This is a genomic window from Crystallibacter degradans (assembly GCF_012952295.1).
In the GTDB taxonomy this organism is placed as follows: domain Bacteria; phylum Actinomycetota; class Actinomycetes; order Actinomycetales; family Micrococcaceae; genus Crystallibacter; species Crystallibacter degradans.
Map to the genome: position 1 here is coordinate 82411 of NZ_JABBCH010000007.1, position 23050 is coordinate 105460.

Genomic DNA, 23050 nt, shown 5'->3' on the forward strand with positions numbered 1-23050 from the left:
CGGGATAAGGTGGCCTTCTACTAAAAGAGGTGTTGGGGGACATGAATCTGGAAGAGCTGGATGAGCGGGTCCACGAGGAAGACGGTGAATCCGCCGCGGGCAAGACCCGCTCGGTCGGACGGAACCTCGCGGCCGCCCTGGGTTTCACTTTCGTGGCCCTCGCCGTCGTCGCGGTGCTCGCCGTGGTGGTGATGAACCACCTTGCCTACCTGAACTCGGCCACCGAACAGTCCAAAATCAGTGCCACCGCCTATCTGGACAGCCAGTTGCTGAGCAGTTACGAGATCACGCAGGCCGCCCGGATCGAGAAGCTGGACCAGTTGTCCGTCGTAGAGGTCACCACGGACTTCGATACGGGCTATGGCGACGCCGGCACCGCCGTCGTCACGGTTGGCTGTGAGAAGTGGTGGGTCCAGCGCTGCGAAGTGGTCGACGTTTCCGGCTTGCCCGGCCGCGGATCGGCTGCTGACCGCCCGGCTGTGGAGGACAAGACGCGCGTGCCGGAGGCGGGCCAGGAACCGCGCCAATCCGCGGATTAACTCCCGGGACCACCTGTCCGGTAAGCTTGATGAGTCTGTGCTGGCGCTGCCACCGGCTTTTTTCTGTGAGAATAACCAAAACACCCGAAAGAGTCTGCGGTGGTTCTGCGGCCGGACAACGCAATAGAACCTCCTGTTACGGAAATACCGTGACCGTCTAGCCCAAAGGAGGTGGGTTCACAATGCGTGCTTATGAACTGATGGTAATCATCGACCCCGAGGTCGAAGAGCGTACCGTAGAGCCTCAGCTCGACAAGTTCCTCAACGTCATCCGCACCGACGGTGGCACCGTCGACAAGGTCGATATCTGGGGACGCCGCCGTCTTGCCTACGACATCAAGAAGAAGTCCGAAGGCATCTATGCAGTGGTTAACTTCACCGCTACCCCCGCAACCGCAGCTGAGCTTGACCGTCAGCTTGGTCTGAACGAGACCATCCTGCGCACCAAGATCATCCGCCCGGAGGAGCAGAAGATCTCCGCTGAGTAATTCCAGCTTTGATCTTCGGAGCCCCACCGGCTCCACTCTTCAGAACGCAGAACCGCGGACATTAACAATCCGCGGATCAGGACATCAGGAGGCAGTATGGCAGGCGAAACCGTAATCACCGTCGTTGGTAACCTCACCAACGATCCGGAACTCCGGTTCACTCCGTCAGGCTCGGCAGTAGCAAACTTCACCGTTGCTTCCACGCCGCGGACCTTTGACCGCCAGTCCAACGAATGGAAGGACGGGGAAACCCTGTTCCTCCGCGCGTCGGTATGGCGTGAGGCTGCAGAGAACGTCGCCGAGACCCTGACCAAGGGCACCCGCGTGCTCGTTCAGGGGCGACTGAAGTCGCGTTCCTATGAGACCAAAGAAGGCGAAAAGCGCACCGTGATGGAGCTTGAGGTCGACGAAATCGGCCCCTCGCTGCGTTATGCATCCGCAAAGGTCACCCGCACCCAGCGCTCCGGCGGTGGCCAGGGCGGCTTCGGCGGCGGCAACAGCGGTGGCTTCGGCGGAAACCAGAACCAGGGCTGGGGAGCACCGCAATCCGCTCCGCAGTCTGCACCCCAGGAAGATCCCTGGGGCGCACCGGCAGGCGGCGGCAACGCCGGCAGCTGGGGCAACGGTCCTGACTCCAACGAACCGCCCTTCTAAATAAAACACCCCATCCCGCAGAAACGTTCTGCGGGCTCCACTAGATAAAGGAGCTCCACGATGGCTAAGGCTGAACTCCGTAAGCCCAAACCAAAGTCCAACCCCTTGAAGGCCGCTGACGTCACCGTCATCGACTACAAGGACGTAGCATTGCTGCGCAAGTTCATCTCCGACCGCGGAAAGATCCGCGCCCGCCGCGTTACTGGTGTAACCGTGCAGGAGCAGCGCAAGATCGCACTGGCAATCAAGAACGCCCGCGAAGTTGCTCTGCTGCCTTACTCCGGCGCTGGCCGCGGCTAAGCGAAGCGAAGAGGAGAGTACAAACATGGCAAAGCTCATTTTGACCCACGAAGTAACCGGTCTCGGTGCCGCAGGTGACGTCGTCGAGGTAAAGAACGGTTACGCCCGTAACTACCTTCTGCCCCGCGGCTTCGCTCTGGCCTGGTCCAAGGGCGGCGAGAAGCAGGTTGAGTCCATCAAGGCTGCGCGCGCAGCCCGCGAGCACGCTTCCCTGGAAGATGCTCAGGCCCAGGCCCAGTCTCTGTCCGCCAAGCCGGTCAAGCTGACCGTCAAGGCCGGCGAGTCCGGACGCCTGTTCGGTACCGTCAAGCCCGCCGACGTTGCAGCAGCTGTTGAGGCTGCAGGTCTGGGCGCCATCGACAAGCGCAAGGTTGAACTGCCTGAGCACATCAAGTCGGTTGGCAAGTACCAGGCCAACGTCCGTCTGCACGAGGACGTAGCCGCTGTCATCGACCTCCAGGTCGTTGCAGGCTAATAGCCCGATGATTGGTTGATCCGCGTGCGGTGATACCGGACATTTTGCTGAAGGACCTCTGCCCTCACGGGTGGGGGTCCTTTGCCATGTCCGGGCGCTGCCTGTGGAGCAAGACTCTCCACCCGGAACGCTGAGCGGACCGGACACCGATCTGCGCGCAGGGCCGACGGTCCGCCGTACGGAGTAGGCTACGGACGTGAGTACCCACGCGTTTGCCCAGGTTGATGTCTTCACCACCGGTCCCGGAACCGGCAATGCGCTGGCGGTGGTCGGCGGCGCAGAGGGCCTCTCCGCGGAGCAGATGCAGCGCTTCGCGAACTGGACCAACCTCTCCGAGACCACCTTCCTGCTGCCGCCGACGCAGCCCGGGGCCGACTACCGGGTGCGGATCTTCACGCCGAGCGAAGAGCTGCCCTTCGCCGGGCATCCGACCCTGGGCAGCGCCGCCGTCTGGCTGCAGGACGGCGGCAGTCCGCAGAGCAACTCCGGCTTGGTCCAGGAATGCGAAGCCGGGCTGATCAACCTCAAGAACGACGGCGGCCGGCTGGCTTTCGCCGCCCCGCCCCGGGTGCGCACAGGTGAACTGCCCGAGGAAAATGTTGAGCGGATTTGCGCCGCGCTGGGGCTGGAGCGCTCCGCCGTCGTCCGCCATCAGTGGGCGGACAACGGCCCGCGCTGGCAGGCGCTCCAGCTCACTGATGCCCGGACAGTGCTTGAGGTGGAGCCGGACTACGCCGCTCTTGCTCCCTTCGGCGTCGGGCTTATTGGTGCTTATCCGGAGGGCAGCGAAGTCGATTTCGAGGTCCGCGGCCTGATGGGCTTCGAGGCGGTTCCTGCCGAAGACCCGGCAACGGGGAGCCTGAATGCTGCCTTGGGGCAATGGCTGATCGGCGAGGGTGCGGCTCCGGCGAGATACATCGTCCGGCAGGGGTCGAGACTGGGCCGGGATGCGCGGCTGTACATCCGGGCCGAAGACGGCGACGTGTGGGTCGGTGGCGACGTGCAGACCGTCATCCGCGGCACGGTGGAGCCGTAGACAAGACCCGCGGCGCCGAGCCGGATTGGCACTGCTGCGGTCCGGCACCGGACAATAGACGGGTGGCTACTGCGCAAACTTTCCGGAATCGTTCCCGTACCGCGCTCTGGGCGCTTGTCTCGTCGGGGCTCGCCGCGCTCCTTCTCGCTCTGGTCCTGATCTACGCCGCGACGACCGGCGGTGCCGGGCTGATCCTGGCTCCGCTCGTGGCGTTGCCTGTGCTCATGTTCGCCCTGGGCAGTGTGGCCCTGGCGATTTCCGCATTGGCGCGGCGTACCCATGCCCGCCGGCTGGCCATAACCGGCCTGATCCTCGGGATTGTCTGCGCCGTGCCGCCGGTGTGGCTGTGGGTCTGGCTGCTGGCCGGTTAGCCCCTGCGCCGCCCTTACCCCTCGCGCCGCCCCTGAGCCCTGTGCCCTGCGACCCGGCTAGGACTGGCTCTGTAGCGACTCGTGTGCCGCCGTCGTCATGTGTTCGTAGCCGAGCGTGATCAGCTCTCGGAGGACCGCGAGGTCCACGTCAGCCAGTTTGTTGACATAGAGGCAGGCTGCCCCGGTCTTGTGCTTGCCCAGTCTCTCCAGCAGCGGCGCTGACTCGGGCGCGTAGGTCAGTCCATAAAGCGCGAGGTTGCCCTTGCGAGGAGAGAAACCGACGGCGGCAGCATCGCCTTCGCGCCGGCTGGCGTATTTGTAGTGGTAACTGCCGAAGCCGATGATCGACGGACCCCACATGACCGGCGGCTGGCTCGTCAGTTTCTCGAAGAGTTCCAGCAGTACCTGTCCGTCCGCCCGCCGGACGGGATGCTCCACAGCGTCCATAAAGGCCTGGGCGGACTCGTTGGTGGGGGCAGTCTTGTTTTCAGCCATGGAGGCAGTCTGGCAGAGGATGGCTTCCGCGAGAAGGGTTCAGGGGGCTTCCGGGGCTCCGGCGGGTGGCTCGTCGTGGATGAGCTCCACAAAACCGGATGCTTCCTGCTGGGACGCGTCCGAGTGTTCCATGAGCAGCTGCACCGCGGCTTCCTTGTCGCCGTCGAGCGCTGTTGTCCTGATCCTGGCAAAGACCTCGTCATTGAGCCGGGTACTCGCGATCTCCCTGATCTCATCGCCCTTGGAGACGATGGCCCGGTACCGGTAGCCCGTGGCCGGCGTGACGCTTGCGCGGGCGGCAGAGGCGTCGGAAGTGGTGCTTGCTTCCGGAGTGGCGAACGGTTCAGGAGGGGTATCCGGTTTCGAAGCGGTGCTCCTCTCCGGAGTGCCAGCGGAGTCCGGCTGGGAGGCGGCAGGACCATCCTCCGGCTTGGGCATGGCAGGGGGAGTGTACGGCTGGGGGTGTGCGGACATATTTGCGACGGCGGCAGCGGCTTCGCGCAGGCCGGCTCCGGTCGCGGCCCGGTAGTCCTTGATCGCCCGTAGCGCATCACCCCTCGCGATAGCGGAGTAGACAGCCGTGTGCTGTTGCTGGTTCAGCCGGCTGCTGGCCACTTCGGAATGCTCCTTGGAGGTAGCGGGGGCCGCAGTCAGGTTAGGTCGGCGGCCGGTTCCGCCGCCGTCGTCAGTGGGGGTGGATCTGCGTCTGGCCGTTTTCAACAGGAGCAGGCCGAGCGCAACGACGACAACCAGAATCAGCAGGGGGATCAGGAAAAGCTCCATGTGATCAATCCTACGGGCACAACCAGATGGGCAGCAGCCCTCCGCCCGAGACTGCCCTCAACTAAAAGTGGCACCTGAAGCGCGGGATTTTCCGTTTTCGGCCCGAACGGGCAACGACGCAGGTCAGTGGCACAGGGTGGGTGCATCGCTGGGGCTCCTGCGTGGAAAAAGCTGTGGATAACGGCGTGGATAAGCGACGTATAGGGCCATGTGGGGCATCTGTCAATACGAGGGGTGTGGATGAATGTTCCACAAAAATTTCTTTAATCCACAATGAGGAATAAAAGTTTCCGCAGGTCAGAGCCTTGTTACTCAGTAGTTAACTTTGTTATCCACAGCTGTGCACACAGGCTGTGCACAAGACACGCCGCCTAATCCACAATTAATCCACAGGACCGGTGGATAACTCGCTTGGTTCTGTGTGGATAGAGGGCTAACGTTGCGGAGTATCCCTCAACAGACCGCGATCCGGTCTCTAGTTTTCGTGCCCTCAACCGGGAGCAGCGAAAAGCGTCGGAGGCGGCTGATATACCCGTTTCAACGGGCGAGGCGGGATGCGATTGCCCGGTTTGTCGTTTTAGTAGAGAAAGCAGGCAGCGGTGACTTTAGTACATGCCGACTCCGCCCAGGCTGGCCGGGAACCGGACTTCGCACGTACCCCGCCTCAGGATCTGGTAGCGGAACAGTCGGTACTCGGCGGCATGATGCTGTCCAAGGATGCCATCGCTGACTGCGTCGAGGTGCTGCGCGGCGTCGACTTCTACCGACCCTCGCATGAAGCGATCTATGAGGCCATCATCGACCTCTACGGCCGCGGCGAGCCTGCCGACGCCGTCACCGTCTCCGACCTGCTGACCAAGCGCGGCGAAATCTCGCGCATCGGCGGACCCGCATACCTGCACACCCTCATCCAGTCCGTCCCCACTGCTGCCAACGCGGGCTTCTACGCGGAGATCGTGCGTGAACGTGCGGTGCTGCGCCGACTGGTGGATGCCGGAACCAAGATCGTCCAGCTCGGATACTCGCAGGACGGCGAAGTCGACGACATCGTCAACCAGGCGCAGGCGGAGATCTACACCGTGGCCGAGCGCCGCACGGCTGAAGACTATGTCGCGCTGAAGGACATCATCGAAGGTACGGTCGACGAGATCGAGTCTGCCGGCCACCGCGGCGAAGGCATGACGGGTGTTCCCACCGGCTTCTACGAACTCGACGAACTGACCCAGGGCCTGCACGGCGGACAGATGATCGTCATCGCGGCCAGGCCGGCCGTGGGCAAATCGACGTTCGCATTGGATTTTGCCCGATCTGCAGCGATTAAGAACAACATGACCACGGTCTTCTTCTCCTTGGAAATGGGCCGGAACGAGATCGCCATGCGTCTGCTCTCCGCCGAGGCAACCATCGGCCTGCAGGACCTACGCAAGGGAACCATCAAGGACGAGCAGTGGGGCAAGATCGCCACCACCATGGGCCGGATGAACGATGCTCCGTTGTTCATCGACGACAGCCCCAACATGTCGTTGATGGAAATCCGCGCCAAGTGCCGCCGTCTTAAGCAGCGCCATGACCTCAAGCTGGTGGTCCTGGACTACCTCCAGCTGATGTCGTCCGGTAAGCGCGTGGAATCGCGGCAGCAGGAAGTTTCCGAGTTCTCGCGTGCCCTCAAGCTGCTGGCCAAGGAACTGGAAGTTCCCGTGATTGCGCTGTCGCAGCTGAACCGTGGTTCCGAACAGCGGACGGACAAGAAGCCCATGGTTTCCGACCTTCGTGAATCGGGCTCGATCGAGCAGGATGCGGATATGGTCATCCTCCTGCACCGTGAGGACATCTATGACAAAGAGTCACCTCGCGCGGGTGAGGCAGACGTGATCGTGGCCAAGCACCGTAACGGCCCGACGAAGACCATTGTGGTCGGCTTCCAGGGCCACTATTCACGCTTCTCGAACATGGCAGTCGAGCACGGCTAAGCGCGAACCGCGTTCCAACATAGCCCAGCACGCACCGATGGGTGGGTTGCAGCCAGGCGTGGCTAGACTTGAAGGAAGCGGAGAACCCGCAGACAAGTAGCTGGAGGAGATATGTTCAGGCCCGGGGCGCCCATCGAGGAAATCGAACAGGACGTCGAAGAAATCATTACCGAGCTGGTCCATCAGCTGGGCCGGCTGGCCGAACGGGACCCCGTCCCCACTGGCGCAGAAGAGCGTGCCTACATCCGGGCTTTCGCCGACGCCCGGTCGAACGCCGACCGGAACCAGGCGGCATTGCTCGCCACCGCCGTAGCCAGGCCGAATCTCGCCGAGGCGCTGATCTACCTGAACCGCAGGCTGGACAGCCGTGACCTCGACCCGCGGGACCCCGCGGGCATCATCGGCATCATCGTCCGCCTCGCCATGGACGGCCTGTGGGTCAGCGACATCCTGGACGAAACCCGCTTCACCGCCGGAGAGCGCCGCAAGCTGACGGGCATCCTGGAAGGCATGACCTACCTGACGGACAACCGGTTGGAAACCCTTCTTGCCGAAACGGCACCGGAGCGGAAGGCGCAGGGCGCCTAGTGGCCAGTCGGCTGCTGCTCGTCGCGGACACGCATGTTCCCAAGCGCGCGCGGCAGCTGCCAGCCCAGGTCTGGGACGCCGTCGAGCAGGCGGACGTGGTCTTCCACGCCGGCGATTGGGTTGTCCCGGAGCTGCTGGACGAATTTGAACAGCGCAGCCGGCAGCTGGTTGCAGTCTACGGAAACAACGACGGCGAAGAGCTGCGGTCGAGGCTGCCGGAAGTTGCGAGAGTGACGATCGAGGGCGTCCGGTTTGCCATGATCCACGAGACCGGAGCCGCCACCGGGCGGGAAAAGCGGGCCGAGGCGAATTTCCCGGACACGGACGTGCTGGTCTTCGGGCACAGCCACATCCCGTGGGACACCACGTCGCCCGGCGGCCTGCGGCTGCTCAATCCGGGCTCGCCCACAGACCGGCGGCGCCAGCCGGTCTGCACCTACATGACGGCCGTGGTGGACTCGGGCCAAGTGCTCGACGTCGAGCTGGTCACCGTCCGCAATCGATTACCGGGACCCGCATGATGGCCACTACAGTGACCGGCAGGTGTGACACTCCCGATTTCAACGACGATGGCAGGTTTTCATGACGAAGATAGGTTTTATCGGTCTGGGCATCATGGGCGGCCCGATGGCGGCGAACCTGGTCAAGGCCGGGTTCGATGTGGCTGGGTACAACTGCTCGCAGGCCAAGGTGGAGCGCTTCGTCGAAGCCGGCGGTACGGGTGCCGCCACTGTGGCTGAGGCCGTCCGGGACCGCGACGTCATCATTACCTGCCTGCCTGATTCGCCCGACGTCGAGGAGATGGCCTTGGGCGACGACGGCGTTTTTGCCCACGCCCGCGAGGGCGCCCTCTTCATCGACATGAGCACCATCCAGCCGGCCACGGCGCGCAAGATCGCCGAGGCAGGTCGAGCACGGGGCTTCGGCGTGCTGGACGCGCCGATCAGCGGCGGCGAACGCGGCGCCATCGAAGCCACGCTGTCCATCATGGTGGGCGGGGAAGCAGTTGACGTGGAGACCGCCCGGCCGGTGTTCGAGGCCATGGGCAAGACGATCGTCCATGTCGGTCCGGCCGGGGCGGGGCAGACGGTCAAGGCCGCCAACCAGCTGATCTGTGCGGTCAACATCCAGGCCGTGGCCGAGGCCATCGTTTTCCTGGAGGCCAATTCCGTGGATCCGACCACCGCCATCAACGCCCTCTCCGGCGGTCTCGCCGGCAGCGCGGTGCTGGAGCGGCGCGCACCCAGCATGGTCGAGCGCAACTTCCAGCCCGGCTTCCGCGCGGATCTGCACCATAAGGACCTGGGCATTCTCACCGCGGCGGCACGGGATGCGGGAGTCACCATTCCCTTGGGCACTGCTGCGGCTCAGCTCATGGCGGCGCTGGTGGCACAGGGCGACGGAAAACTGGATAACACCGCGCTGCTGAAGCTGGTCGAAGAACTCTCCGGCCGCTAGCCGCGGACGGGCCTTACGCGAACCAGGTGTCGGGCGGACCGAGGAACAGCAGGAAACTGAAGACGGCGGCCACGGCGATGAGTGCGACGACGATGGCCGTGATCGGCTTGCGTAGCACCCATGCCTGGAGCTTCTCAAGCAGGCCGTGCGGTTCCTCGCCGCCGGCGGCCAGACGCCAGCCGCCGTTGAGCATGCCCCTCTTGTCCAGTGACTTTTCCACCGGGATGGTGGCATAGGGGATGACGGCGGAAACCAGCGCGAGGAGCCCGGTCTTGGCTGGCCACTTCTGATTGACCCACATGAAGCACGTGACGGCTGCGTAGCAGAGGAACACGAACCCGTGGATGCCGCCGCCGATGCGGACGCCCACCTCGGTGGTTTCGGTGACGTACTTGAGGAACAAGCCGATCAGTAGCAGCGTCCACGTCACCGCCTCGGCGAAGGCGACAGAGCGGAACAGGGCGCGCGGAGACATAAGGGTCCTCTACTGGGGAAAACGGGTCCCTTCCAAAATACCGCCCGGACGCGTGCCGGCGCACCTTGGTCCAGGACCGACGCACGTGCGCCGAGGGGACGAGCCGAGTAGGCCTACCGGGTCTCCAGGGCCAGGGCGGCGCCGAATCCGATCATGACCGTGCCGGTGAGACGGTCCGTTGTCTTCGCCACCTTCGGTGTCCGCAGCCATTTCCGCGCGACGTGCGTGCCGAAGATGATGCCGGTGAACCACAGTAGGCCCAGCAGGTTGTGAACCGCGGCCAAGGATATGCCCATCAGGAGCGGGAACAATTGGCTGCCGGAAAGACTTCCACAACAGCGAGGCGCCGAGCCAGATCATGTACGCGGCGCCGATCAGTTTGAGGGCCGTGAACGCTGTCTCCGAGGCGGCCAGCAGCGCGGATGCACCGACCGCCGCCGCGATCCCCCAGATCATCGCGCCTGAGTTGATGCCCAGTGCTGTGGCGTAGGCATGCCGGCGGTTCTGGCTGGATAGCCGAAGACCATTGAGGCACGAGGCGCCGGACACCAGGTACATGGACCCCCGCGGCCCGAGTCCCGATCATCCGGAACCCGGGCGCCCGGGGCGGGCGGCCGCCGTCGTCGTCGTTAACTGTTGGAGATGGCCTTGTTGACCTCCGCCGGCGTCTCGTAGTCCTTCTCCGGGAGGCCGCGCAGTGCCTCGAGGACGGCGTTGTCGGCGCCGGAGTTCTCCGCGTGCTTGACCAGGTCGGCGGCCGAGGCGGGATAGTCGACGCCGCCAAGGGCCTTCTGGATGTCGATGGGGCTGGGGTTGTCTGCCATGCGGTTTCCTCCTGAAGTGGAACGTGGACGGGGTACCAATCCAACGTACGTTCCCCGTCGGTGCAGGGGAATAGCCCGGTGGACATTCAACAGCAACAACAGGCCCGGGTCCGGCCTGGGAACGGTGCAGTTCGGGGCGCGACTGGGGGACGGTCCGTGATGCAGTTCCGAAGCGTAGTACCTTCGACTCTTGTGAATGCACTTGATTTGGTCCAGGCGGCGGTCCTCGGGTTGGGGACCGGGCTGGCGCTGATTATCGCCATCGGGGCGCAGAACGCCTTTGTGCTGCGGCAGGGCATCCGCGGTGAGCATGTCGCCGTCGTCGTTGTCATCTGCGCGCTGTCCGACGCTTTGCTCATCGCCGCCGGCATCCTGGGCATCGGCGCGCTTATCGAGGCGGCGCCGGTGGTGGTGGACGTCATCCGCTATGCCGGTGCCGCGTTCCTGATCGGTTACGGTCTGATCGCGGCGAAGCGCGCCATTCGGCCGGGCTCGCTCACCGCGGGCGAGCAGCAGGGTCCGCTCAGCACCAAAGCCGCTGTGGCCACGGTGCTGGCCCTGACCTGGCTGAACCCGCACGTGTACCTGGACACCGTGCTGCTGCTGGGCTCGGTGGCCAACAGCCAGGCGCCGGATGCGCGCTGGTGGTTTGGCGGCGGGGCGATGCTCGGCAGCCTCATTTGGTTCAGCGCTCTGGGTTTCGGAGCCCGGCTGCTGCGGCGGTTCTTCGCCAAGCCGTCCTCCTGGCGGATCCTGGACGGGGCGATCGCCGTGGTCATGTTTGCGCTTGGGATCCGGATGGCGATCGGCGCTTAGGAGCTGCTGTGCTGGCAGCTGGGGGCAGATTGTCCTGCTGACGTAGACTGACGTTGTGGACGGGTACACCGTGGAAGCGCACGTCTTGCGGGGGGCGATTGGTCGCCATCGCGCCGAGGTGTAGGCCATTCTTGACCGTTACGGCGCGCGCAATCCGAGGATTTTCGGTTCCGTAGCCCGAGGCGATGCAACTGCGGCCAGTGATATCGACCTGCTTGTCGACTTGGACCCGCAAGGCGGCAATGCCTTGTTGCGAGTCGCCGGAATTGGCGAGGAGTTGAGCACCATGCTGGGTGTGCGGGTCGATGTGGTGACCGATGCGTTGTTGCGCAAGGCGGTATCTGCAACTGCCCATCTGGATACTGTAGCGCTGTGAGCCGAGATCCGAATGAGCGATTTAGCGATATTCTCGCCGCGATCGAGCGATGCTTCCAGAGAGAGCAATGGCACAATCCATTGAGCAGCGGGTCGCCCGGGCGGCTGAGGAGGCGTTGAAGGACCACGGTTACGTTGCGCCGGTCGACGTGCTCGTGGGAATGGGCTGGCTACAACCAATGCACCGAGACCGCTGGCGCCAGGGACGCATTCCCTATCTCGAACTGGTGGTGCAGGCCGGCTTGGGCAAGGTCTCGACGGCGATGCGGGCACTGCCTCGCTGGGCCCATGAGCAGGGGCTGCAGCCCAGTAAAACCGACTACATCGCCCGGACCCGCGGCCGCAAGACGCTGCGGTTCTCCGCCAGCGGCAGCCCGTCAATCGAGCAGGCCTACCGTACGCACTGGGTCTCCCCGAACCTGTCAGCGGCCAAACGCGCACGCGTCCAGGAGCAGGCCAGCCAGCCGCCCGACCTCGTCGTCGTCTCGCCGCTGAAGGACTGGACATGCACGGCGTGCGGTGGGCAAGGGGGCTTGCTGCTCATGGAAGACGATGGGCCGCTGTGCATGAGGTGCGCCGATCTCGACCACCTCACCTACCTGCCGGCCGGCGACACGGCTCTGACGCGCCGGGCGCGCAAGGCCAGCGGCTTGTCGGCGGTAGTGGTGCGCTTCAGCCGGTCCCGGCGGCGCTACGAGCGGCAAGGCGTCCTCGTCGAGGAGCAGGCGCTGGTGGATGCCGAGGCCTCGTGCCTGGCGGACGCGGAGGCGCGCACCCGCCGTCGGGCTCGCGATGAGGAGCGACGCCGCGAGGCTGACAGCCAGCTCGCTGACCGGATGGGCGGGGAGATCAGCCGACTGCTGCCCGGATGTCCCCCTCAGCGTGCTGCCGCCATCGCCGCACACACCGCGGCACGCGGCAGCGGTCGGGTCGGCCGCACCGCTGCGGGACAGCGCCTTGACCAAAAGGCACTGGAGTTGGCGGCCGTAGCCTCCATTCGCCACCAAGACACCGATTACGACGCACTGCTCATGGCGGGCATTCCGCGGGAGGAAGCCCGCGAGCGGGTCGCTGAAAAAGTCGGCGAGGTGCTCGACCACTGGCGTCGGAGCTGAATCCAGATGGCGATCGGCGCCTAGAAAACCGCCGGCAGGTCTTCGCAAGCTGCCGCGGCGCTGGCAAGCTGGAGGCATGGCGCAGCTGGACGGGACGCAGCACGGCACGGCCCGGAGGGACCTTTCCGGGCTCGAAACGGTGGAAATAACGACGGCGACCTGGCCCGTTTTCGAGGAACTCTTCGGCCCCGGCGGCGTGCAGGGAGGGTGCTGGTGTTCCTGGTTCCGGCTGTCCTCGCGCGACTATGCATCGTCCAGTAGCGTGGAACGGCGGGACTTTGTGCATTCGCGGGTGGAGGCCGGCGAGCCGTTCGGGCTCGTAGCAAGGGTCGACGGCGAACCGCTGGGTTGGGTGTCCGTGGCACCGCGGCAGTGCCACACCAGGCTGGAACGTTCCTCCGTCGTCCGGCTGGCGGAGGACGAGGATCAGGCAAGCTTGTGGACGGTGGCCTGCTTCTACATCAAGCGGGATGCGCGTGGAATCGGCCTGTCCCACCGGCTGCTGGACGCCGCCGTCGAGCATGCGGCAAGCCGCGGAGCCAGAGCGGTCGAGGGGTACCCGGTGGATACCGCAGGCGGAAAGACGCCGCCGCAGGATCTGTACTACGGCACGCTGAAGGTGTTTCTGGGCGCAGGGTTCAAGCTGGTGGAGCGCCGTGGCCAGCGGCGTGCGCTGGTGCGCAAAGCGCTCACCGGCTGAAGCCCCGGCGGAAACTAGTCCTCGCCGCCGGTCTCGACTCCGGGCAGGAACTCTTCGGGCAGCTCCGGGACCAGGACGATCACCATATCCTGGATCTTCCAGTCCAGATCCACACAGTCCTCGCGCAGCAGCTCCAGGTCTTCCGCCGTCGGCGTGCTGCCCTCGCGGGGGACAACAAAGGACTCCACGTGGAACACGTGCCCTTCGTCGCGGATCCGGCTTTTGGCCTCGCCCACCCAGCCGGTGTTGCCCAGGAAGTCGTCGATCCGTTCCAGCAGCGGATGCGGTGCGGCATTGTCATAGGTCCGGGCCCGGGCGTCCATGAGGTCGCTGACTGCACCGCGCAGGTTCTTGACGCCGTCGTTAGCAATGCTGGCGGAAATGACCAGCGCGGCCGCGGAGTCGGCCCACCACCAGCCGATGCCGATCCCCGCCACGCCTATGGCAGCGGCGACGGCGGTCATCCAGTCGGCCTTGTTCATGTCCGCGTCCGCGTAGAGCACCTTGTCGTGCAGCTTTTCGGCCAGCTTCATCTTGGCGTGGCCAATAAAGACCGGCGGCGCCGCGATCAGGAGCATGACGCCGATCATGAGCCATCCCAGCCAGATGGTCCGGCCGAACAGTTCCACGCCACCGATCGTCGGGTGCTCCGCGGTGATCAGTCCCAGCGCCGAGTCCACCAGCAGATAGGTGCCCATGACCAGCAGGGCCACGGCAGCCACTAAGTGGGCTATTCCGATGGCGCGGTGGTAGCCGTAGGGATGCTGCTCCGTGGGCGGCTTGCGGATGACGCGGGCGGCTACGAGGAATGCGATGGGCGGCAGGAAGGAGAGCATGTCCTCGATCCAGGCCGCCTTCATGGCCTGCGAGTTGCCGAGCACCAGGTACACCAGCGCCACCGTGACAGCCAGGAACGCGATAGTTATCCACTCGAGTTTCTTGGCCTTGCGCAGAGTCTCGCGCTGCTCCTCCGGCAGCTGCGTGTTGCCGAAGTGTACGGCCTGCGTGCTGTTCCCGGCGCTCATGATTGCAGCTCCTGGGCCTGCAGGTACTTATCCAAGGCGAGCAGGAAAGCATTCTCGCCCAGCGGCGTCAGCATCACGTGTTTGACGGTTTTGCCGCGTTCGTCTTTGGTCTCCATGTACGGAAGTGTCATCCCCGCGTGCTTGGTCCAGGGCGTATCCGCGCCGAAACCACCGATCACCAGGTCCAACTCGCCGTGTTCAAGGTCATCCACGAGCTCGTGCTCGGTGCCCCCGGTCCATTCGACGGTGGCCTCGCGGCTGGCGGCGAAACCACGCACCAGATCCGGCTCGATCCCGGCCGGCTCCGCGCCCGGCTGCAGCTGAACCCAGTCGCCTTCCTCCCCTGCAGCGGCGGTGACTCCTACCTGGAGCGTCCCGCCGGTAATTTCCTGCAAGGTACCGTTCGGATCGGCTGGCATGGACACCCCGCAGCCGGCCAGCAGGGGAGCAACGGCGAGCATCACCGCCCATCGGATCCTTGGCGTTGGCAAGGCAGTCACCTCCAGGCTCGTGGCTTTGTGCTACTGCTTCGGACTCTAGCAAGCCAAAGCCCGCGCAGGGGGCAAACAGCTAATGCCGGGCGTATTTGGCGTCCCGGTAGCAGACCACGGTCACGGTGATGGACAGGGCAATGGTGATGATGCCCAGCGGATTGCACAGCGCGATCGACATGCCCAAAGCGGACTCGCCGGCGAGAGCGGTCAAGACCGAGCCGCCGTTTTCGCCGAAATCGGGCACGGTGAAGCCGAACCCGAAGGCCACCAGATACGTGGTCAGCAGCAGCGCGGACGTCTTCAGCGGCGCGCCGAAGGGCCGCACCTTGACGGCGTTCGCCACGGTCTTGATCCCCGCGAACAGCAGCAGAAGCAGCAGCACCGGCCCGAGCGTGAACGCCAGGATCGACACCATTGGCCCGGAGATCCCGAACAGCACCCGCCCTGCAACCACCCACAGGGGAACCAGGATGGCCATCGGGATGCAGATCACCGCCATCAGCGTCTGGAAAGGATGAGGACGGCGTACGACGGCGGGGCGGGACGATGCTTCTGAACTCACCTTATTCACTATATGGCTAGCCGCCAGCCGCCTACCCGGTCATGCTTCCGCTCCAGTTTGCTCAGCGCTGACACGTTCCCCGGTGCAGCGGGCGACTCTTCTGCTGCCGGGCATGTCCCTCAGCAGAGGACGCGGCGCGGGACCGGCAGATATATGCTTTCTCCATGAATGAGGAGAGCGGGCAGGGCCAGACGGTGTCCCTGCGGGTGACGATCGAGGTGAACATTATCGACGCCGACGCCCTCCGGGACAGCGCGATCTCGCGTGCCTCCGACACCCAGGAAGTCGAGTATGCGATCAGCGACGCGATGAACGCGCTCATCATCGCCTCGGATCCGATCCAGGCGGCGGATGTTTTGGCGGGAGTGGAGGGCGTGGAACCGCGTGCATTCCGGGTCTCCGCGGAAACGGGCAATCCCGCCGACGATGACGATATCCACGCCGCCGACACCGCGATCGTGATCGACGGCGAGTTTGCCGACCGCCGGCCTGCCGACGTTCCCGATGCTCCGGTCACCGAACAGGATTTCATCGACCTCTCCGGCCAGGTGGAGGGGCTGAGCCCGGACATGCTCGGCTACGACGACGAACTTGAGGATCAGGGGGAGCGACGGCGTTCGCTCCGGCAGGCGAAACTGGTGGCCGGACTGCTGTGGCACGCCTCCGTTGTCATGATGGACGAGCTGTTCTCGGACATTGAGTTGCTGCGCAGCCGGGGAGCGCCGACTGCGGCGGACGTGGACGAAACGTTCGTCATTTCGGGCCTGCCGCCGCGCTTCGCGCACCGCTACACGGCCCTGTTTGCCCAGCGGTTCCTCACGGTTGCCGTCGACCTGACTACCAGGATCGCCGGCCGGTGGCAGCCGCCGTCGTGCGTTGCCCAGGAGCTTGCGCTGCGCTGCCTGCTCAACGAGGCGCAGCTGCTGGCCGAGGAAGCCGGCCTGGAGCTGGACGAAGACTGGCGGGCAACCGTGGAAGAGTTCCTGCTCGAGGACACGGATGCGGAACTGCTCTACAACGAGGCCCTGGATGGCTTCGAGGACTATCTCGAGAGCCTCGGGACCGGCGTGGCCTCGATGAAGTTCGAGAACTGGTTCGAGCCGTTCAACAACGCGCGCCATGTTCCGCCGTACGCCCTGAGTGACTAGCCGGCCCCGCCGTCGTTGTTGGTGTTTCTGCTGTGCGCCCAGAGATGCGGGCAGTGGGCTCAGCTAGCTCAGGTATTCGGCCGAGACGAGGATGGGCAGGTGGTCCGATTCGCCCCGGGGCAGGGTTTCCACGCTCTCGATGTTCAGACCCAGCGACGTGGCGAAGTCGAAGTGGCCTTGGAAGACCTTGTAGCGCGTGTAGGTCCGGCGGTTGCTGAGCGTGAGCTCGTAGCCGGTTTCCTTAAGGTGGGAGATGAGGTTTTTGGTGAAGAAGGGGTAGTTGAAGTCGCCCACCATCAGCGTCATGCCTTCGCCGCCCATGGTGAGCAGTTCGGCGTGGCCGGCCTTGATCTGGTGGCGCCGCAGCGAGTTCGTCGCGGTTAGCGGCGCCGCATGGAAGGAGCCGACCACGAGTTCATGTTGCGTCTCGTTGTCGACCAGCTTCACGCCGAGCAGCCGCTCGTGGGCGGGGGAGAGGACGTAGTCATGCAGGGACTTCTTCAGCGCGAACGTATTCGTATCCAGGGCGGTGAAGCGGTCCTTGTGGTAGTACATCGCCAGGCCCAGCCGGTTGCCCTTGGTGGAATCGGCCAGGTGCAGCGGTCCCAGCGTGGGCGGCAGGTCGGTCGTGTCGCACTCCTGCAGGCAGAGGACATTGACGTCGAAATCCTGGGCAAGGTTCAGGAGTTCACTGCTCGCACGGTGCTTTCGCAGGTTGTAGCTGATGACTTTGAGCACGGGTTCACCCCTTCCATTGGCCGTTCGAGGAAAGCTGCCCTAATAGTACCCACAGCATCACGGCGGAACGGCGCAGATGAAGGATTTTGCCCTCAGCTGAGAGGCTGGCGCTCACCGGGACCTGCCGGCGGGGCGGCGTCACCGGTCTCCAGCGGCGGTTCGGCCGGGCCTTGGTCAAGCCGGAACGGCGGATACTCGTCGCGCATCAGCGCCGTGTAGGCGAGGACGCGGTAAATCCACCGGTTGATCCCCATGATCAGGTCAAACAGCGAGCGGCGGTACCTGCCGGTGAAGAGCAGGATCACGGCGGCGACCAGGACCAGCAGGCCCAGCAGGGAAGGGCCTGCAGCGCCGGCGTAATTGCCGTCCCAGTCACCGTCCGCGCCCCACCAGATCGCCGCATTCGAGAACGCGGATACGATCAGCAGGTGCGGAATGGCCAGCAGCCACCATTTGACCAGCACCAGGCCGTTGGTTAGGTGGTCCGGATAAGCGACGTCGAAATCCGCCGGGTAGCTGGCCGGGGCCAGGGTGAACGGTGGGTAGCGGTCGGTGCCCAGCGCGGAGTACGCGTAGAAGGCCACCCGCCAGTTCCAGCGCGCCACGCCCACATTGAAGTGGAACAGGGACCTCGGATAGCGGCCGGTGAAAAGGATGGCGAAACCGGCGGCGATGGTGGTAACCACAAACGCGAACCACAGGAAAAAGAGCAAGAAATAGTGCGGAATGGCCAGCAGCCACTTCACCAGCCACAGCCAGCGCGAGAGCCCCGGATCCAGCGCGCCGTTCAGCGCGGCGGGATAAACCGGGCGTGCAGCCGCGGGAGAACCTGAGTACGACGGCGTGCGGTCACCTGCCGCGCGCCGGTCCGCCGGGTTGTCGCCGGACAAGGCCGAGGGCCGCGATGCCAGGGTCCGCCCGATTCCCGCCGCGCCAAGGATCAGCAGGGGCAGGCCGATGATCAGCAGGACCAGTCCGGTGATGAGCAGGCCCATGGTGAGCGGGCCCAGGAAGCCCGGCCTGATTCCCGCCTGCAAGTCCACCGAGACAGGCAGGCTGGCATCCGCGTTCATGACCACTACGCTCCAGCTACCGGACTGCAGGTCCCAGCTGATCCGCTGCTCGCCCGGGCCGGATGCCGAGACCGCCCAGAAGTCCTGCTCGGCGGGAGGCTGCGGCTCGGAGGTCCCCGGCAGTTCCCGGTAGTCCGGATCGAAGGGGCGGAAATCGACGTCCACCAGCTGCGAGTGCGGCACGCCGGCCAGATAATTATCGACGGCGTCCACCGGGGCGATCCCGATGAAAACGTCCTGTCCAGGCTGGGCGGCCCGCGCCTCGAGCCGGAAACCGAACGCGTCGCCCAGCTGCACGCCGGGCGGCAGTTCCTCTTCTATGACCACGTCCAGCGGCTGGCTGGTCAGGGCATAGGAGTCCGTATTCAGCCGGACCGGCTGGGAGGTGAGGTAGCCGTCGTCGTCCTGTGCGGCCTGGATCAGGCCGGTGAAGGCCGCAGTAGAGACCAGCGCCAGGCCGGCCAGGGACAGCAGGATACCGAGGACCAGTAAAACCACGTGACCGGGCTTCATGGCGGCCACCTCCTTCTGAATTCTGTGGCCGATGCGTCGTTTCCGTCGCCCCGTCCGGAAAACTCTTTGCGAGCAGTGTGGCCCTGTACCGCCGCGGGCACAAGGGCTGTCAGTACTTGTTCTCCCTGTCGGCGGCAGGGCGAAGACGCCTGACTCACCGCCGACCCTTCGATAAGGTCTGATTATGGATGGCGGCACACTGATGAATTTCGCGTTGGTCCTCTTCTTTGTGCTGCTCGGAGGGGTGTTTGCCGGCACGGAGATGGCGCTCGTGTCGCTCCGGGAGAGCCAGGTGCGGCAGATCGAGCGCTCCGGCAAGTCCGGTGCCAAAGCGGCCGAGCTCGCCCGCAACCCCAACCGGTTCCTCTCCGCCGTGCAGATCGGCGTGACGCTTTCGGGCTTCTTCTCGGCGGCCTACGGTGCGTCCACTATCGCGCCCGACATCGCGCCGCTGCTCGAAGGGCTGGGCCTGGCAGCCGGTGCCGCCCAGTCGGTGGCGTTTATCGGTATGACCCTGGTGGTGGCCTACCTGTCCCTGGTGCTCGGCGAACTGGTGCCCAAACGCCTCGCGATGCAGCGCCCGGTGGGGTTCACCAAGATCCTGGCGCCGCCGCTGAACCTGTTCAGCAAGGTCATGCGCCCGGTGATCTGGCTGCTGTCCGTGTCTACCAATGCGCTGGTGCGGCTGCTCGGCGGGAATCCGTCGGCGAAGTCTGACACCATTACCGCCGAAGAGCTCTGGGACATGGTGGCGCAGAACGAGGCGCTGGGCGAGGACAGCCGCAGCATCCTGAACGACGTTTTCGGCGCGGGGGAGCGGCTGCTGCAGGAAGTGATGCGCCCGCGTCCGGAGGTCCGCTTCATCGAGGGCCGGCTGAGCCTGGACGAGGCGCGCCGATACACCCGGAACCTGCCGTACTCGCGCTACCCCGTGATTGGCAGGACCTCGGACGATGTGCTTGGCTTCATCCACATCCGCGACCTCATCCCGGAACCTGGCGAAGCGGCTGGCACAACGGTGGCCGCTATTGTGCGGGAGATCCTGCCGCTGCCGGGCACCAACCGGGTGCTGCCCACGCTCTCGCGGATGCGCAAGGAGGGCCATCACATCGCCCTCGTGGTGGACGAATACGGCGGCACGGACGGGATCGTGACCCTTGAGGATCTGGTGGAGGAACTGGTCGGCGAGATCTACGACGAGTACGACGCCGGGGTGGACCCGGAGGACCGCGTGCGGCAGGCCGGCGGGGCCATTGATGTGGATGGCGGCCTGATCCTGCAGGAGTTCAAGTCGCTGGCCGGCATCGACCTCCCGGACGGGCGCTATGAAACGGTGGCCGGCTTCATCATCGACCGGCTGGGCCGCATGCCCCGCACCGGCGACCAGGTGGAGGCGGCCGGACATCTGCTGAGCGTGCTCTCCATGGAGGGGCTGCGGATCGGACGCGTCCGGGTTACCGAAGTGCCGCAGGAAAACAACGACGGCGGCAGCAGCGGCTAGGCGTCATGCTCCCGTGCGGGTTTTCCGCCAGAGCCACGCCTGCCCTATCTGATCGTCCGGAACAACGCCTTGGTATTCGAAGCCGGCTTTCTTGAGGACAGTCCCGGAAGCGTTGGTGCGCGGAAGCGTGCGGGCTTCGACCACCGCCACTTCCGCAGTGGTGAAGGCGCGGCCGACGAGTTGGCCGACAGCAGCGGTGGCATATCCCTGCCCGCGGAAGCCGGGCGCGATCTCGTAGCCGATCTCGACTGTCCCGTCCTTGGGCGGACCCTTGTAGCCGCCGGATCCAACCAGGAAGCCCAGCTCCGGATTCAGAAAGTAGTACATCCACCACTCGGCCTGGCCGGGCTGCGCCTGGAGTACTTCGAGCGTGAACTCGATTACCCATGGGTACTCGGGCCAACCTGCCGGAATGCTGACGCCTAACGCAGCAGCCAGGGAGTCAGTGCCGCCGCGCAGGAAGGCGCTCAAATCATCCGGAGTAGCTGCTCTCAGCAGCATTGCTTTGCTCACCGCCCTTTCAGCAGTAGGCCGAGGTTAACTTTGGATGATATGTCCTCTTTTGAGGCCACACAGGGTTGCTTTAGGAGGGTGAAACGATAAAGTCGCATCGGGGGCGCCGCAGTTAGCAGCGCCCTTTGGCCTGTCCGCAGGTCTGTCAGTGATTCGCACTCTCCCCATCACGAATCGAGCATCAAATATGAAGAAGATAGTCTCTGCAGTGGCCCTGACCGCTGCGCTCACCCTGTCAGCGGGCACCGCGGCCTACGCCGCCGATGCCCAGTACCCCGCCCCGGAACTTTCCGTAGTAGTCTCAGCCGGCAGCGTCCAGGCCGGCGAAGAGTTCACCGTTTCAGGCGCTGGCCTTGAGGCCAATGAAGACGCCACCATCACGGTGGCCCAGAATCAGTCCGCCAAGAACTTCCGCGGCTTCACGAAGACCACCTCGGCCAACGCCTCGGGCGAGTTCTCGGAAGAGATTTCGATCGACAAGCCGGGCCGTCACTGGATCTCTGTGGAGGGCTACGAAAGCGAAGAAATCGGCACCGCTTCCGTTGTCGTAACAGGCCCGCCGGCCGAGGGACACACCGGACCCAAGGACGAGAAGGAACCCAAGGAACTGAAGGCAGACCGTTCCGCCGCCACCACTTCGGTATCCCCGGCAGCATGGGGCGCTGCAGGTCTTGGCCTGCTGGTCACGGCCGGCGCAGCAGGCGCCTTCATGGTCAAGCGCCGCCAGAGCTAACGCCCTGAGCTAGACGCAAAGGCCTTACCGCAGCCGGGTGGCAGCGTCCGCAGGGACGCTACTACCCGGTTGCGGGGCCAGCTGGGTACGCGCCGGCTATCAGGGCACGCGAAATCTCCCTGGCCCAAGCCTCTATCTCTGCACGATCACGGTAATCACCGAAATGACCGCCCCCGGCCACGAACAACATCCGGCCCGGCCGCGGTAATTGCTCGGCCCGGCAAACGCCGGAGAAGACCCGGTGGCTGCGCGGCTGGATTTTATCCCGGAAGGCCAGAGCAATGCGCTTGTCCTGCGCTGTCTTCGCCAGCTTACGGAGGGGCCGGGGCAACCCGTCCGACATTCCGACGCTGAACAGCCAGATCGGCTTCGTTCTCAGGGCTCCTGCATGGCCATGGACGAATTCGGCAGCCGCCGGTAGCCAGGACTGACTGTGGATGGCGCTGCCCAGCACCACTGCCTCATAGTTGTCCAAAGAGCCGATCTGCCCTATCTCAAGGACATCCACGTTGTGATCTTGCTGCAGAACAGCGGCCATCCATTCCGCAATTTCGGCGGTTGAGCCGCTCTGGCTTGCGTAGCCAATGAGAATCCGCATCCGTTACTCCTCCGTTTGGTATCAGCGTAAACCGCTGACGCGCCAAGGAAAACGGTCCTGGACCGGACTGCTTTAGAGCAGGAACGCCGGGTCGATCAGGTCCAGCCGGGGATCCAGCGGATAACTGCCGTCTTTGTGCCGCCAGCGCGCGGGCACGCCAATGGCTACGGAGTTGGCGGGGATATCCGTCACGACGACGGCGTTGGCACCGATAGCTGAATCGTCGCCAACGGTCACGGGACCCAGAATGCGGCAACCGGAGCCCAGCATCACGCGGTTGCCGATGGTCGGATGCCGCTTGGTCCTATCCAACGCCCGGCCACCCAGCGTGACGCCCTGGTACATCATCACGTCGTCGCCGATGACCGCAGTTTCACCAATGACAATCTTCGTGCCGTGGTCGATGAACACCCGGCGGCCCAGCGTCGCGGCGGGATGGATTTCGATCCCGGTGAGGAAGCGGGCGAACTGGGAGAGCAGCCGGGCGCCGGTACGCAGGTGCGGCCGGTTCCACATGGCATGGGCGATGCGGTGTGCCCAGACCGCGTGCACCCCGGAGTAGGCGAAGCCGACTTCCAGATCCGAGTTCGCGGCCGGATCCTGGGCACGCGCGGCCTTGAGGTCCTCGCGCAGCAGCGCCGGCAGGCTGTTCCTGGCCACGGTCGATCAACTCCTTGTAGCGGTTCTGGT

31 protein-coding genes and 1 pseudogene are annotated in these 23050 nt (G+C 64.8%); 18 read left to right on the plus strand and 14 right to left on the minus strand.

Annotated elements, in window-relative coordinates:
- Positions 1-41: 41 nt before the first annotated feature.
- The 7 genes from HGO92_RS12935 to HGO92_RS12965 all read left to right on the plus strand — a co-directional run bounded on the left by HGO92_RS12935 (position 42) and on the right by HGO92_RS12965 (position 3863).
- Complete coding sequence (locus tag HGO92_RS12935; protein ID WP_169995434.1) at positions 42-539, plus strand: hypothetical protein; 498 nt, start codon at positions 42-44, stop codon at positions 537-539.
- Between the two features lie 182 nt (positions 540-721).
- Positions 722-1027 (plus strand): 30S ribosomal protein S6, encoded by a 306-nt coding sequence (gene rpsF, locus HGO92_RS12940; protein WP_074700461.1) that lies wholly within the window; start codon positions 722-724, stop codon positions 1025-1027.
- 96 nt (positions 1028-1123) lie between these two features.
- Complete coding sequence (locus HGO92_RS12945) at positions 1124-1681, plus strand: single-stranded DNA-binding protein (protein WP_169995436.1); 558 nt, start codon at positions 1124-1126, stop codon at positions 1679-1681.
- A gap of 60 nt (positions 1682-1741) precedes the next feature.
- A complete protein-coding gene (rpsR, locus tag HGO92_RS12950) occupies positions 1742-1981 on the plus strand; it encodes a 30S ribosomal protein S18 (protein ID WP_026543915.1) in 240 nt (79 codons plus the stop codon).
- A gap of 25 nt (positions 1982-2006) precedes the next feature.
- The gene (gene rplI / locus HGO92_RS12955) at positions 2007-2456 is read left to right on the plus strand and encodes a 50S ribosomal protein L9 (RefSeq protein WP_169995438.1); all 450 of its coding nucleotides are present in this window, start codon (positions 2007-2009) and stop codon (positions 2454-2456) included.
- A 196-nt stretch (positions 2457-2652) separates the two neighbouring features.
- Positions 2653-3492 carry a PhzF family phenazine biosynthesis isomerase gene (locus tag HGO92_RS12960; RefSeq protein ID WP_169995440.1) on the plus strand — a complete coding sequence of 280 codons (840 nt, stop codon included), beginning with the start codon at positions 2653-2655 and terminating at the stop codon, positions 3490-3492.
- Positions 3493-3554: 62 nt separating this feature from the next.
- Complete coding sequence (locus HGO92_RS12965; RefSeq protein ID WP_169995442.1) at positions 3555-3863, plus strand: hypothetical protein; 309 nt, start codon at positions 3555-3557, stop codon at positions 3861-3863.
- Between the two features lie 57 nt (positions 3864-3920).
- On the opposite strand, the gene HGO92_RS12970 is transcribed toward HGO92_RS12965, so the two are convergent.
- Both HGO92_RS12970 and HGO92_RS12975 read right to left on the minus strand, forming a co-directional pair.
- Positions 3921-4358, minus strand: a complete 438-nt coding sequence (locus tag HGO92_RS12970) for a DUF1801 domain-containing protein (RefSeq protein ID WP_169995444.1) — start codon at positions 4356-4358, stop codon at positions 3921-3923.
- 39 nt (positions 4359-4397) lie between these two features.
- Positions 4398-5141: a hypothetical protein gene (locus HGO92_RS12975; protein ID WP_169995446.1), complete on the minus strand. Its 744-nt coding sequence runs from the start codon at positions 5139-5141 to the stop codon at positions 4398-4400.
- 599 nt (positions 5142-5740) lie between these two features.
- On the opposite strand from HGO92_RS12975, the gene dnaB reads away from it, so the two are divergent.
- From dnaB to HGO92_RS12995, 4 genes are all read left to right on the plus strand, one after another.
- Positions 5741-7111: a replicative DNA helicase gene (gene dnaB / locus HGO92_RS12980; RefSeq protein ID WP_139005594.1), complete on the plus strand. Its 1371-nt coding sequence runs from the start codon at positions 5741-5743 to the stop codon at positions 7109-7111.
- A 111-nt stretch (positions 7112-7222) separates the two neighbouring features.
- Positions 7223-7699 (plus strand): TetR family transcriptional regulator, encoded by a 477-nt coding sequence (locus HGO92_RS12985; protein ID WP_169995448.1) that lies wholly within the window; start codon positions 7223-7225, stop codon positions 7697-7699.
- Positions 7699-8220 carry a YfcE family phosphodiesterase gene (locus HGO92_RS12990; protein ID WP_169995450.1) on the plus strand — a complete coding sequence of 174 codons (522 nt, stop codon included), beginning with the start codon at positions 7699-7701 and terminating at the stop codon, positions 8218-8220. Before HGO92_RS12985 ends, HGO92_RS12990 begins: the two co-directional genes overlap by 1 nt.
- A gap of 61 nt (positions 8221-8281) precedes the next feature.
- On the plus strand, positions 8282-9157 hold the full coding sequence (locus HGO92_RS12995; protein WP_169995452.1) for a 2-hydroxy-3-oxopropionate reductase: 876 nt from the start codon (positions 8282-8284) through the stop codon (positions 9155-9157).
- A 13-nt stretch (positions 9158-9170) separates the two neighbouring features.
- Here the strand turns inward: HGO92_RS12995 and HGO92_RS13000 are convergent, their stop codons facing one another.
- The 4 genes and pseudogenes from HGO92_RS13000 to HGO92_RS13010 all read right to left on the minus strand — a co-directional run bounded on the left by HGO92_RS13000 (position 9171) and on the right by HGO92_RS13010 (position 10456).
- Positions 9171-9632: a DUF3817 domain-containing protein gene (locus HGO92_RS13000; protein ID WP_074700475.1), complete on the minus strand. Its 462-nt coding sequence runs from the start codon at positions 9630-9632 to the stop codon at positions 9171-9173.
- A gap of 113 nt (positions 9633-9745) precedes the next feature.
- Positions 9746-9928: a LysE family transporter gene (locus HGO92_RS23755; protein WP_240974610.1), complete on the minus strand. Its 183-nt coding sequence runs from the start codon at positions 9926-9928 to the stop codon at positions 9746-9748.
- Between the two features lie 70 nt (positions 9929-9998).
- Positions 9999-10190 (minus strand): annotated as a pseudogene (locus HGO92_RS23760) (LysE family transporter); the annotation flags it as partial.
- A 71-nt stretch (positions 10191-10261) separates the two neighbouring features.
- Positions 10262-10456 carry a DUF2795 domain-containing protein gene (locus HGO92_RS13010; protein WP_169995456.1) on the minus strand — a complete coding sequence of 65 codons (195 nt, stop codon included), beginning with the start codon at positions 10454-10456 and terminating at the stop codon, positions 10262-10264.
- Between the two features lie 192 nt (positions 10457-10648).
- Between HGO92_RS13010 and HGO92_RS13015 the strand changes: the two genes are divergently transcribed.
- The 4 genes from HGO92_RS13015 to HGO92_RS13030 all read left to right on the plus strand — a co-directional run bounded on the left by HGO92_RS13015 (position 10649) and on the right by HGO92_RS13030 (position 13462).
- Positions 10649-11272 carry a LysE/ArgO family amino acid transporter gene (locus HGO92_RS13015; protein ID WP_346768948.1) on the plus strand — a complete coding sequence of 208 codons (624 nt, stop codon included), beginning with the start codon at positions 10649-10651 and terminating at the stop codon, positions 11270-11272.
- Between the two features lie 160 nt (positions 11273-11432).
- Positions 11433-11648 carry a nucleotidyltransferase family protein gene (locus HGO92_RS13020; protein WP_346768955.1) on the plus strand — a complete coding sequence of 72 codons (216 nt, stop codon included), beginning with the start codon at positions 11433-11435 and terminating at the stop codon, positions 11646-11648.
- A gap of 67 nt (positions 11649-11715) precedes the next feature.
- Positions 11716-12762: a DUF2293 domain-containing protein gene (locus HGO92_RS13025; RefSeq protein WP_169995628.1), complete on the plus strand. Its 1047-nt coding sequence runs from the start codon at positions 11716-11718 to the stop codon at positions 12760-12762.
- A gap of 76 nt (positions 12763-12838) precedes the next feature.
- Positions 12839-13462, plus strand: a complete 624-nt coding sequence (locus tag HGO92_RS13030; protein WP_169995458.1) for a GNAT family N-acetyltransferase — start codon at positions 12839-12841, stop codon at positions 13460-13462.
- Positions 13463-13476: 14 nt separating this feature from the next.
- On the opposite strand, the gene HGO92_RS13035 is transcribed toward HGO92_RS13030, so the two are convergent.
- The 3 genes from HGO92_RS13035 to HGO92_RS13045 all read right to left on the minus strand — a co-directional run bounded on the left by HGO92_RS13035 (position 13477) and on the right by HGO92_RS13045 (position 15543).
- Positions 13477-14487 (minus strand): cation diffusion facilitator family transporter, encoded by a 1011-nt coding sequence (locus tag HGO92_RS13035; protein ID WP_169995460.1) that lies wholly within the window; start codon positions 14485-14487, stop codon positions 13477-13479.
- The gene (locus HGO92_RS13040; RefSeq protein WP_169995630.1) at positions 14484-14948 is read right to left on the minus strand and encodes a transglycosylase SLT domain-containing protein; all 465 of its coding nucleotides are present in this window, start codon (positions 14946-14948) and stop codon (positions 14484-14486) included. Before HGO92_RS13040 ends, HGO92_RS13035 begins: the two co-directional genes overlap by 4 nt.
- A gap of 109 nt (positions 14949-15057) precedes the next feature.
- Positions 15058-15543, minus strand: coding sequence for a hypothetical protein (locus HGO92_RS13045; RefSeq protein WP_169995462.1), 486 nt, complete (start codon positions 15541-15543; stop codon positions 15058-15060).
- Positions 15544-15707: 164 nt separating this feature from the next.
- On the opposite strand from HGO92_RS13045, the gene HGO92_RS13050 reads away from it, so the two are divergent.
- Positions 15708-16691, plus strand: coding sequence for a hypothetical protein (locus HGO92_RS13050; protein ID WP_169995463.1), 984 nt, complete (start codon positions 15708-15710; stop codon positions 16689-16691).
- A gap of 63 nt (positions 16692-16754) precedes the next feature.
- Here HGO92_RS13050 and HGO92_RS13055 read toward each other — a convergent pair whose 3' ends face one another.
- Both HGO92_RS13055 and HGO92_RS13060 read right to left on the minus strand, forming a co-directional pair.
- Positions 16755-17429, minus strand: a complete 675-nt coding sequence (locus HGO92_RS13055; protein WP_169995465.1) for an endonuclease/exonuclease/phosphatase family protein — start codon at positions 17427-17429, stop codon at positions 16755-16757.
- A gap of 92 nt (positions 17430-17521) precedes the next feature.
- Positions 17522-19015 carry a DUF4389 domain-containing protein gene (locus tag HGO92_RS13060; protein WP_169995467.1) on the minus strand — a complete coding sequence of 498 codons (1494 nt, stop codon included), beginning with the start codon at positions 19013-19015 and terminating at the stop codon, positions 17522-17524.
- 184 nt (positions 19016-19199) lie between these two features.
- On the opposite strand from HGO92_RS13060, the gene HGO92_RS13065 reads away from it, so the two are divergent.
- Positions 19200-20516, plus strand: a complete 1317-nt coding sequence (locus HGO92_RS13065) for a hemolysin family protein (protein ID WP_169995469.1) — start codon at positions 19200-19202, stop codon at positions 20514-20516.
- A 3-nt stretch (positions 20517-20519) separates the two neighbouring features.
- Here HGO92_RS13065 and HGO92_RS13070 read toward each other — a convergent pair whose 3' ends face one another.
- The gene (locus HGO92_RS13070; RefSeq protein WP_169995471.1) at positions 20520-21029 is read right to left on the minus strand and encodes a GNAT family N-acetyltransferase; all 510 of its coding nucleotides are present in this window, start codon (positions 21027-21029) and stop codon (positions 20520-20522) included.
- A 187-nt stretch (positions 21030-21216) separates the two neighbouring features.
- Between HGO92_RS13070 and HGO92_RS13075 the strand changes: the two genes are divergently transcribed.
- On the plus strand, positions 21217-21762 hold the full coding sequence (locus HGO92_RS13075) for a hypothetical protein (protein WP_169995473.1): 546 nt from the start codon (positions 21217-21219) through the stop codon (positions 21760-21762).
- A gap of 61 nt (positions 21763-21823) precedes the next feature.
- On the opposite strand, the gene HGO92_RS13080 is transcribed toward HGO92_RS13075, so the two are convergent.
- Together HGO92_RS13080 and epsC are read right to left on the minus strand one after the other, a co-directional pair.
- Complete coding sequence (locus tag HGO92_RS13080) at positions 21824-22360, minus strand: flavodoxin domain-containing protein (protein WP_169995475.1); 537 nt, start codon at positions 22358-22360, stop codon at positions 21824-21826.
- 72 nt (positions 22361-22432) lie between these two features.
- Positions 22433-23020: a serine O-acetyltransferase EpsC gene (epsC, locus tag HGO92_RS13085; protein ID WP_346768950.1), complete on the minus strand. Its 588-nt coding sequence runs from the start codon at positions 23018-23020 to the stop codon at positions 22433-22435.
- Positions 23021-23050 lie beyond the last annotated feature (30 nt).